This window comes from Pseudoalteromonas sp. NZS127_1 (genome assembly GCF_015864295.1).
In the GTDB taxonomy this organism is placed as follows: domain Bacteria; phylum Pseudomonadota; class Gammaproteobacteria; order Enterobacterales; family Alteromonadaceae; genus Pseudoalteromonas; species Pseudoalteromonas arctica.
Genome location: NZ_JADYXO010000040.1, coordinates 1 through 14,199, shown reverse-complemented (window position 1 = coordinate 14,199; position 14,199 = coordinate 1). Strand labels below are relative to the sequence as shown.

At 38.6% G+C, this 14,199-nt stretch carries 15 protein-coding genes and 1 riboswitch; of the genes, 9 read left to right on the top strand and 6 right to left on the bottom strand.

The window, feature by feature from the left end; all coding sequences use genetic code 11:
• Positions 1 to 297 precede the first annotated feature (297 nt).
• The gene (locus tag I6F50_RS19785) at positions 298 to 438 is read right to left on the bottom strand and encodes a hypothetical protein (RefSeq protein ID WP_004335040.1); all 141 of its coding nucleotides are present in this window, start codon (positions 436 to 438) and stop codon (positions 298 to 300) included.
• A gap of 327 nt (positions 439 to 765) precedes the next feature.
• Here I6F50_RS19785 and I6F50_RS19780 point away from each other — a divergent pair, with 327 nt between their 5' ends.
• Positions 766 to 1,635: a diacylglycerol kinase family protein gene (locus tag I6F50_RS19780; RefSeq protein ID WP_197177122.1), complete on the top strand. Its 870-nt coding sequence runs from the start codon at positions 766 to 768 to the stop codon at positions 1,633 to 1,635.
• 37 nt (positions 1,636 to 1,672) lie between these two features.
• Here the strand turns inward: I6F50_RS19780 and I6F50_RS19775 are convergent, their stop codons facing one another.
• The gene (locus I6F50_RS19775) at positions 1,673 to 2,602 is read right to left on the bottom strand and encodes a DMT family transporter (protein ID WP_197177119.1); all 930 of its coding nucleotides are present in this window, start codon (positions 2,600 to 2,602) and stop codon (positions 1,673 to 1,675) included.
• A gap of 102 nt (positions 2,603 to 2,704) precedes the next feature.
• Here I6F50_RS19775 and I6F50_RS19770 point away from each other — a divergent pair, with 102 nt between their 5' ends.
• Positions 2,705 to 4,147: a PLP-dependent aminotransferase family protein gene (locus I6F50_RS19770; protein ID WP_166421126.1), complete on the top strand. Its 1,443-nt coding sequence runs from the start codon at positions 2,705 to 2,707 to the stop codon at positions 4,145 to 4,147.
• Between the two features lie 285 nt (positions 4,148 to 4,432).
• Here I6F50_RS19770 and I6F50_RS19765 read toward each other — a convergent pair whose 3' ends face one another.
• On the bottom strand, positions 4,433 to 5,227 hold the full coding sequence (locus tag I6F50_RS19765; RefSeq protein ID WP_197177117.1) for a YggN family protein: 795 nt from the start codon (positions 5,225 to 5,227) through the stop codon (positions 4,433 to 4,435).
• A 389-nt stretch (positions 5,228 to 5,616) separates the two neighbouring features.
• Between I6F50_RS19765 and I6F50_RS19760 the strand changes: the two genes are divergently transcribed.
• Entirely contained in the window at positions 5,617 to 5,802 is a 186-nt protein-coding gene (locus I6F50_RS19760; RefSeq protein WP_007579801.1) for a PA3496 family putative envelope integrity protein, read from the top strand.
• Positions 5,803 to 5,919: 117 nt separating this feature from the next.
• Here the strand turns inward: I6F50_RS19760 and I6F50_RS19755 are convergent, their stop codons facing one another.
• The 3 genes from I6F50_RS19755 to I6F50_RS19745 all read right to left on the bottom strand — a co-directional run bounded on the left by I6F50_RS19755 (position 5,920) and on the right by I6F50_RS19745 (position 7,490).
• Entirely contained in the window at positions 5,920 to 6,417 is a 498-nt protein-coding gene (locus I6F50_RS19755) for a glutathione peroxidase (protein ID WP_197177115.1), read from the bottom strand.
• A 72-nt stretch (positions 6,418 to 6,489) separates the two neighbouring features.
• Positions 6,490 to 6,789 (bottom strand): AzlD domain-containing protein, encoded by a 300-nt coding sequence (locus tag I6F50_RS19750; protein ID WP_004335020.1) that lies wholly within the window; start codon positions 6,787 to 6,789, stop codon positions 6,490 to 6,492.
• Positions 6,786 to 7,490: an AzlC family ABC transporter permease gene (locus I6F50_RS19745; RefSeq protein ID WP_197177112.1), complete on the bottom strand. Its 705-nt coding sequence runs from the start codon at positions 7,488 to 7,490 to the stop codon at positions 6,786 to 6,788. Before I6F50_RS19745 ends, I6F50_RS19750 begins: the two co-directional genes overlap by 4 nt.
• A 107-nt stretch (positions 7,491 to 7,597) precedes the next feature.
• Here I6F50_RS19745 and I6F50_RS19740 point away from each other — a divergent pair, with 107 nt between their 5' ends.
• The 6 genes from I6F50_RS19740 (at position 7,598) to I6F50_RS19715 (ending at position 14,087) form a co-directional block, all read left to right on the top strand.
• Complete coding sequence (locus tag I6F50_RS19740) at positions 7,598 to 8,254, top strand: cytochrome b/b6 domain-containing protein (protein ID WP_197177110.1); 657 nt, start codon at positions 7,598 to 7,600, stop codon at positions 8,252 to 8,254.
• Between the two features lie 88 nt (positions 8,255 to 8,342).
• Positions 8,343 to 8,431, top strand: a riboswitch (cyclic di-GMP riboswitch).
• 95 nt (positions 8,432 to 8,526) lie between these two features.
• A complete protein-coding gene (locus tag I6F50_RS19735; protein ID WP_197177108.1) occupies positions 8,527 to 9,360 on the top strand; it encodes a tyrosine-type recombinase/integrase in 834 nt (277 codons plus the stop codon).
• Positions 9,357 to 10,445 carry an IS91 family transposase gene (locus I6F50_RS19730; RefSeq protein WP_197177106.1) on the top strand — a complete coding sequence of 363 codons (1,089 nt, stop codon included), beginning with the start codon at positions 9,357 to 9,359 and terminating at the stop codon, positions 10,443 to 10,445. The genes I6F50_RS19735 and I6F50_RS19730 overlap by 4 nt, the downstream gene beginning before the upstream one ends.
• Before the next feature lie 402 nt (positions 10,446 to 10,847).
• Positions 10,848 to 11,411 (top strand): chitin-binding protein, encoded by a 564-nt coding sequence (locus I6F50_RS19725; RefSeq protein ID WP_197119983.1) that lies wholly within the window; start codon positions 10,848 to 10,850, stop codon positions 11,409 to 11,411.
• Between the two features lie 141 nt (positions 11,412 to 11,552).
• Positions 11,553 to 13,628 carry a S9 family peptidase gene (locus I6F50_RS19720; protein ID WP_197177104.1) on the top strand — a complete coding sequence of 692 codons (2,076 nt, stop codon included), beginning with the start codon at positions 11,553 to 11,555 and terminating at the stop codon, positions 13,626 to 13,628.
• Positions 13,629 to 13,688: 60 nt separating this feature from the next.
• Positions 13,689 to 14,087 (top strand): hypothetical protein, encoded by a 399-nt coding sequence (locus I6F50_RS19715; RefSeq protein WP_007579808.1) that lies wholly within the window; start codon positions 13,689 to 13,691, stop codon positions 14,085 to 14,087.
• Positions 14,088 to 14,199: the final 112 nt, after the last annotated feature.

Below are 14,199 nucleotides of genomic sequence, written 5' to 3'. Positions count from 1 at the left end.
GGATTTGAACCCTAGATGGGCTATAAACCCATGCCGGTTTTCAAGACCGGTGCATTCGACCACTCTGCCATCTCTCCATGGCGCAGAATAATACTTAGGTGATACCGCTGTGTAAATAGCAAAATGACTGTTTGCCTAAAAAACGTACGTAAATGAGGTTTTTTTTGTAAATAAGGGGAAATTAAGGCAATTTTTAATAAAATAAATAGGTTGCAGCAAACAAAGGGGAGCTAAATAAGTGACTTCATTTAGTGGTTGGGTGTTTGCTGCACCGCAAAAATAATCATGGTTGAGTGATTATTTATATTGAGCTGCGCCGCTAAGTGCTAGTCTTTTACCAATTGTGTTAAGTTTAGCTAACATTCTTGCTTTACGGTTAGTTGGTTTAACGGCTACTTGAGCTGCTGCAGTTTGATTTAATGTGTTAATAGGTTTCATTATTTTGCTCCGGGTTGTATATGTTGAAATCGCGTGCATTTTGCACGTTGTTTGATTAAAAATACAACGATAAAAATTGAGCCCGAGGGATTAGATAAACTAATCCGATTTCATTTTATTAACGTGCGATTCAGTAAGCTGTATTATTGTTTTTGCATATTTATTTACGTGTGAATAGGCTTTAGCTGCTTTAATGCTGGGGTTCTTTGTTTTTTGTATTTAGTTATATGCATTTTACATAGCATTTTTTGACTAGTTATTCAGATTAAAAAAATTTAATTAAATGCCTATTATTTTATCCTTAAACAGATTGATGGATACAAAAGCTTGTCACTACTGATAATTATTAAACCAAGTATTAAAAAACAGAGTGAAAAATCACTAATGTGGCTTAAAAACACCTGTAAAAAACGTAGTTTCTCTTATTGTATATTTACTACAACAGGAAACTTTGAGAATGACTGTGCTCAAATAAGCTTATTACTGAGTAAATTTACCAAAGCAGTCGTACTAGGTGGAGACGGCACATTAAACTTAGCGGTTAATGCATTAATAGGGAGCAATTGTTCGCTAGCGTTGTTGCCCTGCGGCACAGGTAACGATTTCTCTAGGGGATTTGGCTGCAAAGAAGATGATTGGCGAAAGGCATTATTTAATACACCGACAGCAATTGATATAGGAAAAATTAATAGCCGCTATTTTATTAATATTGCAGGGGTAGGGTTTGATGCCCATGTAGTTAAAGCAATTGAGGCTAAAGCTAGTTTTTCATCTTTTGATTACAGTTGGGTGAGCGTAAAAGAGTTATTTTACTATCAAGCTCAGCAGTTACACGGCACATTTAATAACAATGCTAGGCAGTATCAAAATTTAATTACCGTATTTGCTAATCATAAATTTTTTGGTGGTGGTTTAGAAATAGCGCCAAATGCTGATTTAACAGATGGAAAGCTTGAGTGTTATCAAATGCGATCGGGTGGGCTTTTTTATAATGTAATAAGTTTTATTAAATTATTTTTTAAGCGCCATCAGCATATAAAAAACCTTACCTATAGCCGTTTAAGTACAGCTTTCATAAATACTGAAGGGTTATTGATTGAAGCAGATGGAGAGTTGGTAGGCAAAACTCCTGCAGTTGTTAGTGTGCATGGCCACGCTTTACTGTTTCATATGCCAATAAAAAAGCGCCTACAGTAAAGTAGGCGCTTTTGTGTTAGTTGCGTTAATAACGCGTCTAACTGGGGATGGAGCCACTTTTAGCTATTGCTCTATTTGCTAAAAAGGCATTAATTCGTTTTGTTGGGGTAAGCACAATGGCGTTACCTAATAGCACTAGGCTAAATCCTGCAAAGGTATTTGCGTGCCATTCAAACCCTTCAAAAAAGCTACTTAGCGTTACTGCCACTAATGGAAATAAAACAATAACGTAGCTGGCTTTTTCGGGGCCAATATTTTTTAGTAGTGCAAAGTAGCAACCAAAAGCGATTACGGTGCCAAATATTGATAAGTAAAGTAATGACAACCAGTAACTCGGTGGTGCGTTTATACTAAATTGCACGTCATTCATTAATACATATAGCGCTAAGCCCACGGCGCTATATAACATGCCCCATGCATTGCCTTGTAATACACCAATTTGTTTACGAGAATTTCGAACGCTTACCATATTTCCTAATGAAGCCACAAAGGTGCCACCAAGGGCAAGTAGTAACCCGACCAACGCACCATTACTTAAGTCGAACTGCTGTAACTGTGGCCAAAATAGGCATGTAATACCTAATACAGCGAGTACTGCACCTGTATAAATTCGCTTTGAGATTGGCTTACCAAAAAATAATCGGGTGTTAACTATGTTCATAACCAGCAGCATTGAAAAGGCAATAGAGCTCATGGCTGAGGTGAGGTGATTTTGTGCCCAGTAAAGCATTAAGTAATTTAAACCAAAGTTAAACAGAGCTAATAAAGCAAAAAAGCCATGATCGACTAATGAGAAACGCATGTCGGGTTTTTTGTACGCTACATACAACCACATTAAAAGTGCTGCAATAGCAAAGCGATAAAATAACGATAACTCGACTGCAATATCGCCTAACTGAAATTCTATGGCTAACCAAGTAGAACCCCAAATTAAAACGGTTGTAATGTATAACGCTGCACTTTTCATGGTTAGTCCTCAAAGCCCGATTGAATGGCTATTTTAAGACCTATCTGTATACTTACCATATACAGAAAAGTAAAAATGTAACCTATACAGATTCGGTGTGTGATGATAAGACAAAAAAATAGCCAAGGGCACGATTTTTTATATCAACAAGTTATTCAGTTAATTAGAGATATGAGTGCTCAACAAGTTTTACTCCCCGGCGAAAAACTTCCATCACTGCGTAAAATGGCAGATAACTTAAATATAAGTATTCCCACTGTAAAACAAGCGTATCAAGCACTTGAGGATCAAGGGCTAGTAGAGGCACGCGAAAAATCAGGCTACTTTTTAAAAGCGGTTAACGCCGCGCATAACTTACCTAAGCGAGTTAAGTTAAGTCGAGAGCCTGTTGTGGTAAATAAACAAGCCTTAATAGAGCAGGTATACAGCGCCATTCATCAAGCTAACGTAGTCCCTTTTGGTATCGCTAACCCGATAGCCGCTGCACCTACCGATAAAGCACTCGCCAGAAACATGCGCCGCGTAATGACAATTGCCGGCAGTAAAGCCATTAACTATGGGCCAACAGATGGATTTGTACCGCTAAAAAAGCAACTAGTGCATCGCTATCTAGATTTTGGCATTGGTATTGATATGGACGAGCTTGTGATCACCAATGGTGCACAGGAAGCCATGGCTATTGCGCTTAAATGTGTAACAAAGCCAGGCGATATAGTGGCCATAGAAACGCCCTGTTATCACGGTATTATAGAGCTAATAGAGAGCTTAGGCCTCAAAGCGCTCGAAATACCACTGTGTCCAGATAACGGCATTTGGCTAAACGATTTAGAACGTGCTTTAAACGAGCATGATATAAAAGCCTGTTTATTCTCAACTGCTATTAGTAACCCCGTGGGCAGTTTTATGCCTGATACAAACAGACAGCAGCTGGTGGAACTACTTGAAAGCCACGACGTAGTGCTTATTGAAGATGACGTATACGGCGATTTATACTTTACGGCAAAACGAGGCACTCCTGCTTTAGCGTATTCTAAAAAAGGATTAGTGATCAGTTGCTCATCTTTTTCTAAAACGGCAGCGCCGAGCTATCGTGTAGGTTGGTTAGTTGCCGGTAAATTTGCAACACAAGCAAGGCGATATAAAAGAGCACTAAGTTGCTCTGCTTCGTTAATAAACCAATGGGCGTTATCAGAATTTATAGCCAGCGGCGAGTACGACCGAAACTTAAAAGTACTTAGGCAGCGCCTGCGCGATAATAAAGAGCGTATGCGATGGTGCTTACAACAAGCTATGCCAAAAAACACACGTATAAGCGACCCTAAGGGAGGCTGCGTAATGTGGCTTGATTTAGGAGGCGAATACGATAGCCAAAAGTTATTTTTACTTGCACTTGAAGTGGGTATTAGCATAACCCCGGGGCTTATTTTTTCAGCCTCTAATAAATATAAAAGCTGTGTAAGATTAAGTTATGGTGTGCAGTGGAGCGAGCAGATAGAGCAAGCAATTATTACTCTGGGTAAGCTTACTTTATTAGCTAAAAAGTAATGCCAATCTGCTTATATATGGGGTCTATTTAACGTTAAGAAAATTACGCTAGAACTAGGCAAAAGTTTTTGTATCTAGTTGTTCTCGGCAATTGCTCCCTGCATTGCTCTACCTCCTGCATCCATGCAGTCGTAAATAAAAAATTTTAACGAAGTTATAGTGCAATTTAATTCGTTAAATTGATCAAAGATTTATGCAGGTTGGTATAAGTTTGTGAAACACAAAAAAGCAGCATTTAAGTAAACTTAAGTGCTGCCAAAGGGATGTTAAATAACGTTTGCTGTATTAATTGAGTTTAAAGCTAAATAACTGGTAACCTTTAAGTTCTGGCACTTGCATTACTAATTGCTCTTCTTGTTTTGCAATATCAGCAAAGTTTTCACATAAAGAGTTAGCGCGTTCTTCAAGTGCATTTGCATGAAGCTCTACTTTTTCTTCTATTTGAGCGCCCATATTTTCCATGCGTTGCTCAAAGGCATCCATATCGCCACCTGAACCAAGTAATTCAGAGCCTAAAGCCACTAAAATACTGCCCATAGATTGCATTACGGCAGACTCAACAACCGTTTCTATTTGCTCTTCAAATTGTTGCTCAAAGTTTTCACCAAATTGGTTAAAGCTTTGTTGACCCATTACAAATGTACCTTGCTGGTAAAATGTGTTTTCTACCTCAATTTTAATGTCGTCCATAAGCTCAGACATATTATCAAGGCCGTCTATATTAAATGCATTGCCTACTTCTTCTAATGCCACACCGGCAATTTTAACACCCTCTAGCGCTATATTAGCTACTTCAGGTAATTGTGTGCGTAAGCTATCAGAGTATTTAGTTAGCGCTTCGCGTTGTGAATTATTAAGCGCTACAAATTCGCCATTTACGGTTAAGTCACCATGGGTATTAAATTGCATGGTTTTATTGTTGGCGGTAAAAATTTCTAATTCGTTTGGCTTAATGCGTACGTCATTTTTAAATTCGACGTTACATTCATCGTTGCTAAATGAAATGGCTGAATCGTTGTCGTTGTGAGCCATTGCAGCAGGTGTACAAATTAATGCGCTAACTAATAGTAATTTTTTCATGTTTATTCTCTACTTTTTGTTGATGACGATTAATTAATAACAAGTTTGGTGCCAGTTTTATTTTTTAATATAAAACAGATGGTTAACTGTTTTTGTTTGTTTTTTAGTAAGTGAAATTAATTAATAAACAACCATTTTTTAGTCAAATTGGCTAACTAATAAAAATTAATAAATTTTATTTATCGATACGATAAAAAACTCTCACTTTCCTCAATTCAAATTTAGCGCTATTTATTCACATTACTGACATGAAGACTATTTACAGTAGTCACGTGGCTTTATTTTGATGTTAATTTGCAGAGCACTTTAGCGTTGAACATTTTTTAATTTTACCGACTATTGCGATAATAAAATCCTTGGTTGGTCTCAAACACTTTATGGAGTGGGTTGTGGGTAAGACATTTAGTTACGATGCGCTAGATGACGATTTTGTTGAAGACGAGTACGAAATGCTCGGACGTAATCAACACGATAAGAACAAGCAAAAGGTTAAGAAGAAGTTGGAAGACTACCTTGAGCAAAAACGCTTGCGTAAAAATCTAGGCGAAGACGATTTAAGCGATTACACCGATTAAATTTCGCTAGTATAAATAGATACCAATTAATATTGAGAGTTTAAATGTACAGTTATACGTATGTTTTAGTTTTAATAGTATTGGCAATAAAGAGGCCTTGCGCCTCTTTATTACTTTTTAAAGCATATTTTTAGCCTGCGTTAATGCTTTTTGAATTGTAAGCTCTAGCTTTTCGGGTTTAGTAAAAGGTGCATAGCGCTTAATTGGCGTACCATCTGCGGCAATTAAAAATTTAGTAAAATTCCATTTTATTTTACGTGTTAAAAAACCAGGTAAGGCTGATTTTAAGTGACGAAATACCGGATGTGCATGCTGACCGTTGACATCTACTTTGGCTGCCATTAAAAAGCTAACGCCGTAGTTAATTAAACATTCTTGCTTAATTTGTTCTGCACTCCCTGGTTCTTGCTGACCAAATTGGTTACATGGGAATCCCAAAATAACTAAACCTTGGCTGGCATACTTATCGTGCAAAGCTTGCAGTGACTCGTACTGGTAGGTAAATCCACATTTACTTGCGGTATTAACAATAAGCACAACCTTCCCTTCAAAATCTTTAAAGTTGATAGGTTGACCCTGCAAGCTTGTTGCGCTTAATTGATGAAATTTGTGCATATTGACGTCTTTTTATTGTTGTTAGCCGCATTTTAACCTGAGTGAACTCTTTCATAAAGTATAAAGAACGCACTAATTTAATATTAAAAATAGTCCCATGCCGGCAAGCGTTGTGTAATAAATATTATGTGTTTTGTAGGCAACAATAATAGCAACTATCGCGGCGCTTAAATAAGGGTTTTGCCAGTTTAAATTAATGCCATCTTCATTTAAAAACACAATAGGCACCCAAATAGCGGTAAGCACTGCGGGGGCGCTAAAGCTTAAAAACTGCTGCATTTTAGGTCCCACTTTAAACGGTAAAGCACGATGCAAAAATAAATAACGTGTAAAAAATGTAATACACGCCATGAGTAAAATAGTCGTCATCATGGCGTTACTTCCTTTTTAGCGGTTAGCCTGGCTGTAGTATAACCTGCGCTCATTGCCAGTAGTGCAGAGCAAACAAGCCATAACTCAAATCCTGTGCTTTTTAAAAGCGTTGCGCTAATACCCGCTACAATTACCGTAACAAGTGAGGCCAAATTTTTAATCCCCGGAATAACCAAAGCGATAAACGTCGCAGCAATTGCAAAGTCGAGCCCTAAATTGGTTAAATCTGGCAGCATTGTGCCCGCTACAATGCCAATTAATGTCCAAATATTCCATGCAATATAAAAGCTAAACCCTGCGCTTAATGCGTATATTAAACGTGTTTTTGTTCTGTATGCTTTTCGGTGATGAGAAAATGCAAATAGCTCATCGGTTAGAACAAAGCTCACCGGTAAGCGCCAACGCATAGGTTGATCAATCACCTTATGACGCACGGCTAATCCGTATAAAAAATGCCGAGAGCTAATAATAAATGTTGTGAATAGAATGGTTAGCAAGGGGGTGTTGCCCGCCATAAGTTCAATCGCCACAAGCTGTGCAGAGCCTGCAAAAACTAATAACGACATTGCTTGGGTTTCAAAGGCGCTAAAGCCATTTTGTATGGCTAAAGAGCCACATAAAATACCCCAAGGAACAACGGCTAAACAAAGTGGTAGCATATCTAAAAAGCCTTTTAAAATAGCTTTTTTAACTGGTTGCATGATTTTTACTCTGTTGGTGAGTAGAATAGCGCATAAGGATACCTTAATATTATGATGTTAAAGTAGTTAACGAATTAGATAATACTGTTTTTTTAAGGATAGGCGCAATGACGACGTTAAAAGTGTGGGATGGGTTTATTAGATGCTTTCATTGGTTTTTGGTTGTAAGTATTGCGGTGCTTTATTTTAGTATTGAAGAGGGCATGATTGAGCTTCATTTTGTTGCTGGCTTTTTTACTTTGGCACTTATCGTAACACGTTTAATATGGGGCATTATCGGAAGTAAAACCGCGAGATTAAGTGGGTTGCTGCACTCTCCTCGTGCTATTTTAAAGGCACTAAAGACACCAAGCGACTCGCTAGGTCATTCAGCACCTGGCAGTTGTATGGTAATGGTATTTTTTATAATTATAATTACGCAGCTTATTACCGGGTTAATGAGTAGTGATGGCATTTTAACTGACGGCCCGCTTGCTCAATATGTGTCTAGCTATGTGATTGATTTTTCAAATTGGCTACATGAGCTGAATTTTGACATTTTACTTTATGCTATTGGTTTACATGTATTAGCTATTATTGTTTATAGAATAAAAGGTAAGCCACTAGTTAAGGCGATGATCACAGGCTCAAAAGAGTTAAAAGCGGATGACTCTGAGGCTAAAGTAACAAAAGCGTCTTGGCCTGCGTGGCTAATATTTATATCTTTATTGGTGTTGCTGATATTTACGTGGGCAAAAGAACCTTTAACTTATTTATTTAGTTAAAAATACATTAAACCAACCTTAAAGGGTTGGTTTTTGTTTTTGGTTACATTCTTTTGTTTGATTGTTATGCGGGGCCGAATTATAATCGCCGCATTGCTGGCAAACTAATCGAAAGATTAGGGCGCAAAGTTTCCGGTCTAAGGCTTTTTATAAAGCTATGGTAGCGGGACTACTGCATAACGTGTTGTTGAACTAAGCCGCTACGCGGAGATCCTATTCTGACCATTTGAGCCACACTTACCTTGGGGTTATCCCATATTTGGAGGTAAGTCATGAATACACTCATTGAACAAGTCAAAACTGAAATAGCCTACCGTGGTTATTCACAAAGTACCTGTAAAAGTTACTGCGAGCATTTGCTTAAACTCAGCCATTATTTTAATAAACCACTCGATTTAATTACTGATGATGAGCTGAATATCTTTTTTAAAGATCCCGCCATTCGCAAGCTCTCCAGAGCGAGTCAAAAAATACAAATAAACAGCATTTGGTTTCTGTTTAAGAATATTTTACACCGCCCACTGAACTTAGACATAGCCTTGCCTAAAGCGAAACCTCGGGCACCTACTTATTTATCGCGTGATGATATTCGACGACTTATAGAAAGTTGCACGGATATGCGCTTAAAAACATTGATAGTGGTGTGTTATGGATGTGGTTTGCGTATTGGCGAACTGCTGCGCATCAAAGTGCAAGACATCAATGGACAGCGTAAAACCATTTTAATTGAACATGGTAAAGGAGATAAGTCACGCTATGTTGTTGTATCAGATAGCGTGCTAAATCAATTACGTTATTATTGGAAAATGTATCACCCAACGGGCTGGATGTTTTATTCACGATGGTTAATGGATAAACCCATGTCACCCTCAAGCTTCAGAAAGGCATTGAAAAAACATGCACAAATGTGTGGTTTAAAGCACTGTAATCCACATGTATTACGCCATGCTTATGCAACACATCAACTTGAGTTAGGGATGCCGCTTCATCAACTTCAACATCAGCTTGGTCACAGTGACATTAGAACCACGCAAAGTTACTTACACTGGTTACCTGAATTAGGGCATGGTGGCATTGATTTACTCGCAAGTTGGGGTGAACAATGAGCGGCTTGCACCTCGCTGATATTTTAAACTCACATCTTGAGAATTATCGGCAGCACCACATAATGAGCTATCAGCAGTTACGAGTCTGCCAACATCTTCAATCATGCAGAACAGGTCAGCTCGGTTATCAAGCGTGGCAATGTGATAACTGTGGTGAAGTACAACAAATTGGATGTAGCTGTCGAGATCGGCATTGCCCACGTTGCCAAGGTATGGCAACGGCTAAATGGGTGCAAAGACAACAAGAGGATTTACTATCGTGTCGCTATTTCCACCTTGTTTTTACGCTCCCGCATGAGTTGAATATCATTGCACACTATAACCCAAGCGTGCTGTATCACTGTTTATTTAAAGCCACATGGCAAACGCTGAGTAAATTTGCGAAACGAAAAGGGCATGGTCAGTTAGGCATGACAAGCGTACTGCATACGTGGGGGCAAAATTTAAGTCAGCATATTCACCTGCATTGCTTGATACCCGCAGGTGCGCTTGATAAAGCGCAATGGCATGAAATAGAAAAAGGTTATTTATACCCTGTTAAAGCATTATCAACGGTCTTTAGAGGAAAAATGCTCGCGGCGCTAAATGAGTGCGATAGTTCATTCGTGAAGATAAGCACCCCAACCAAATGGTGTGTTTATAGCAAAGCCTGTTTAACGTACAGTGAAAAATTAGTCAGTTACCTTGCACGTTATACCCGAAAAGGCGTGATGTCAGAATCGCGATTAGTGTCAGCGACTGAAGAAACAGTGAGCTTTAAATACCGCGATTATACAGATAACAACCGCGATAAAGTCATGACACTGAGTTGTGACGAATTTTTACGGCGTTACTTACAACATGTATTGCCGAAAGGGTTTATGCGTATTCGCCACTATGGATTTTTAGCCAATGCATGTCGTAAACAAAAGTTAGCGTTAATAAGAGCCCAAGAGCCACACACATGTAAAGAAGCAAAGGTAACGACAGAAAAAGATCCATTGATACCGCATTGGCCTTGTCAATCATGCAAAGTTGGCATCTTGCAATTTATTGGTATAGCAGAGTCGGATGCGGCAACCGTTAAAACAGAGCGAACGAGTTAGCGGGCTAGCCTGCTTAATAGAATCAATGAGTTAACCTGCTTAACTGTTCAGGCTAGTAGCGGCTGTGCGTGAGAAAAATATCATTGCTTAACGGTTAAATATTAGGTTTAATAGGGACATAATAAATGCTGAGCAACGCAGGGATAGCTTAAATTATAATAGGTAAGCTGATTAAATTAGCTGATTTAGCTAGAGCCTCTAAAAAGTAAATTCCCATAGCATAAACAATACCAACTCTGACACACCGAGCAGGTAGCGCCTCAGTCCAACAAGCGATTATGCAACACAAACTGCGTGTCGCATAAATACTAAAGTGTTATGTATCACTTGCCCTCAGTGTATTTTTTGTGTATCCATAGTGTATGGATAAGATTTTGTAACTCTTAAGGTGTTGCCGTGTTTATGCATACGTCGTTGGCCTGTGGAAAGTGGTCAACAATAGGTTGCTTAAATCATCATACCCAATTGTTTATTGGCGATGTGGTGAGTGTAACCTTTTATGACATGCAAGGAGAGCTAGTTAGTTTATCATTTGATTACAAAATCACCTCGCTTGAACAAGGTGAACCTCACGCATGGCCACGTTTAGTTGCCGAGCATATTAACGTGCATGTACCCCTTGTTAGCGCAGGTAAAATGACCGAACAAGGTTTAATTGTTGCCTATAGAAACAATGAAATTTTTGCTTTGCAAAGCAGTGGGATATGTAAAGCGCATGTCGATTTTCATTGTATTGCAAAATGCGATGAGCGTGTTGTTAATAACCTTGATACTTATGATTACGTGTACCCTGAAAATTGTGAAAACTATAATGCGGGTACAAAGGTATTGCAGCCAAAAACAGGGCATGTTTATCAATGTAAGCCTTGGCCATTTAATGAGTTTTGCCGCGCGAGTGACGATAAAAAGTTTATGTTCGAGCCCGGTGTTGGACAAAGTTGGGCTATGGCTTGGCAGCAAATATAAGGCTTAAGTGAATTATCTTCCCAAAGGTATAGCTGTTTTAGTAATGAAGCGTTTACCGTTTTAGCCCATCCAACTATTGGATGGGCTTTTTTATTTTTATGATAAACTGCAAATCACATTATTTTTTTAATTGGTTTTGTTGTGTCTCGTCCTGACTACTCTTTAAGTTTATTACCTAATTTCCCGATTGCTAAACAGCAAGCCCATACATTAAGTACTCATAATAAAATACGCACTGATAATTACTATTGGATGCGTGATGACGATCGTCAGGATGAGCAAGTACTTGCACATTTACATGCTGAAAATGCATATTGCGATGAACAGTTAGCTGCAATGAAGCCACTCCAAAATACACTTTTTGAAGAGTTAAAAGCACGCATTGTAAAAGACGATAACTCGGTACCCGTTAAAGACGGGAAATACTGGTATCACTCAGAAGTTCGTGGTGATGATGAGTACTCTCGCCATTATAGAAGCACGAGCATAAAGGCTGATAATAAAGAGCTTTTACTCGATGTGAATATATTAGCTGAGGGATTTGAGTTTTTTGAGCTAGGAGAAGTCGCACTAAGCCCATGCGAGCAGCTTATGGCTTACTCTGAAGATACTGAAGGCCGTCGTATTTATAATGTTCGCTTTAAAAGCTTAGCGGCAGATGAAATGCTACCCGACGTACTTGAAAATACAGAAGGACAAGTTGTTTGGGCGAACGATAACAAAACAGTTTTTTATGTAAAAAAAGATTTAAAAACGTTATTAGGATACCAAGTATTTAGGCATGAGCTTGGTAGCGAGCAAAGCCAAGATGTAATGGTTTACGAAGAGCAAGACAGCAGCTTTTTTATGGGGCTTGGTAAAAGCCGCGACGAAGGCTTAATTATTATTGATTTAGCATCGACAGAGACCAACGATACATGGGTGCTTGATGCTAATAAGCCCACTGACGAATTTAAAGCATTAATGCCGCGTGAAGATGGTCACGAGTTTGACGTAGATAAGCTAGGTGACACATTTTATATTGTGACTAACTGGCAAGCTAAAAACTTTAGATTAATGACAGCAACAAACGAAACGATTGCTGATAAAACACAATGGTTTGAGCATACAGCCCACAGAGAAAATGTTCTGCTTGAAGGTGTCGAGTTATTTAATGACTTTTTAGTATTGAGCGAACGTGAGCAAGGGCAAGCTCGATTTGTGGTCGTTAATAGGCAAGGGGATCGTATGGCACTTGAGTTTGCCGATCCTTGTTATTATGCAGCGATAGCAATGAACCCAGAGCCAGACACACGCACTGCGCGTATTTATTATTCCAGCTTAACAACACCGGGTTCTTTATATGATGTTGATTTAGCAACTGGCGAAAAAACACTGCTTAAACAGCAAAAAGTACTAGGTAGTTTTAATGCCGATGACTATCAGTCAGAGCGATTAATGGTAACTGCTCGCGACGGAGTTAAAGTACCTGTATCTGTTGTTTATCGAAAAGACAGCTTTAAAAAAGATGGCACAAATCCGTTATTTCAATACGGCTATGGCGCCTATGGTTATACGATTGATCCTAGCTTTTCTAGTTCGTCACTGAGCTTACTCGATCGTGGCTTTGTTTATGTTATTGCGCATGTTCGGGGCTCTGAAATGCTAGGCCGCGAATGGTATGAGCAAGGTAAAAAAGAGCATAAACAAAATAGCTTTAGTGACTTTATTGATGTGACAAAAGCGCTTGTTGATCAAGGTTATTGTGATAGCAATAAGGTGTTTGCCTCAGGCGGCAGTGCCGGTGGCCTATTAATGGGGGCGGTTGTAAACCAGGCACCAGAGTTATATTGCGGTGTTGGCTGTCATGTACCATTTTTAGACGTATTAACCACAATGCTTGATGAAAGTATTCCACTCACAACAAATGAATACGATGAATGGGGTAATCCAAATGAGCCTCAATTTTATGATGTGATAGAAGCTTACTCGCCTTATGACAATATTAGCGCACAAAACTACCCGAACATACTCGTTACTACTGGTCTTCATGACTCACAAGTGCAGTATTGGGAGCCTATGAAGTGGGTTGCAAAAATGCGTGAACTTAAAACAGACAGTAATATTTTAGTATTTAAAACCGATATGGATGCAGGTCATGGCGGTGCATCAGGTCGTTTTAAAAGCTTAGAAGAAAAAGCCCTCGAAATGGCCTTTTTTATTGCGCTGTTAAATTAACTGCAAAATCGGAAAATTGTATTACTCTATATATAGAAGTTGATATATATAAGGTAATTTATGTTTGGAGCACATGGCGAATTTCAGATTTGTTCACAGCCCCCTCATATGTATTTAAAATTGAAGGGGAGCTTTAACAATGAAGGTATAACATCATTAACTAATGGTGTTATTCAAGAATTGAGCACTCACCCTGAAAATACAATTAAGTTTGTGATTGTTAACTTAAAAGAGTTTGAACTGTTAACTTTAGATAGTCTTGATTCGTTAGAGGCCTATTTTGCGGGTGTAAAAGAACGTGGCTATCAACGAGTTGACTATATAAACATTAATATCATAGCTAAAAACATGTTTGAAAAAGTATGGAAAAATAGCGATGTAGAAGTTAATTTTTATAAAGATACTGAAAGCTATTTATTAGTGCATCCAAGTGATAGTTATATAAAACAGAACTGGTAATTAATATGAGTATTATAAACCGCTACTGAAGAGGGGAGGGCGTTCAGAATTCTGTGTCAGCCTAAATTGCTAAATATCTAGCACACCATCTAACCTACCTTCGAAGTGGATG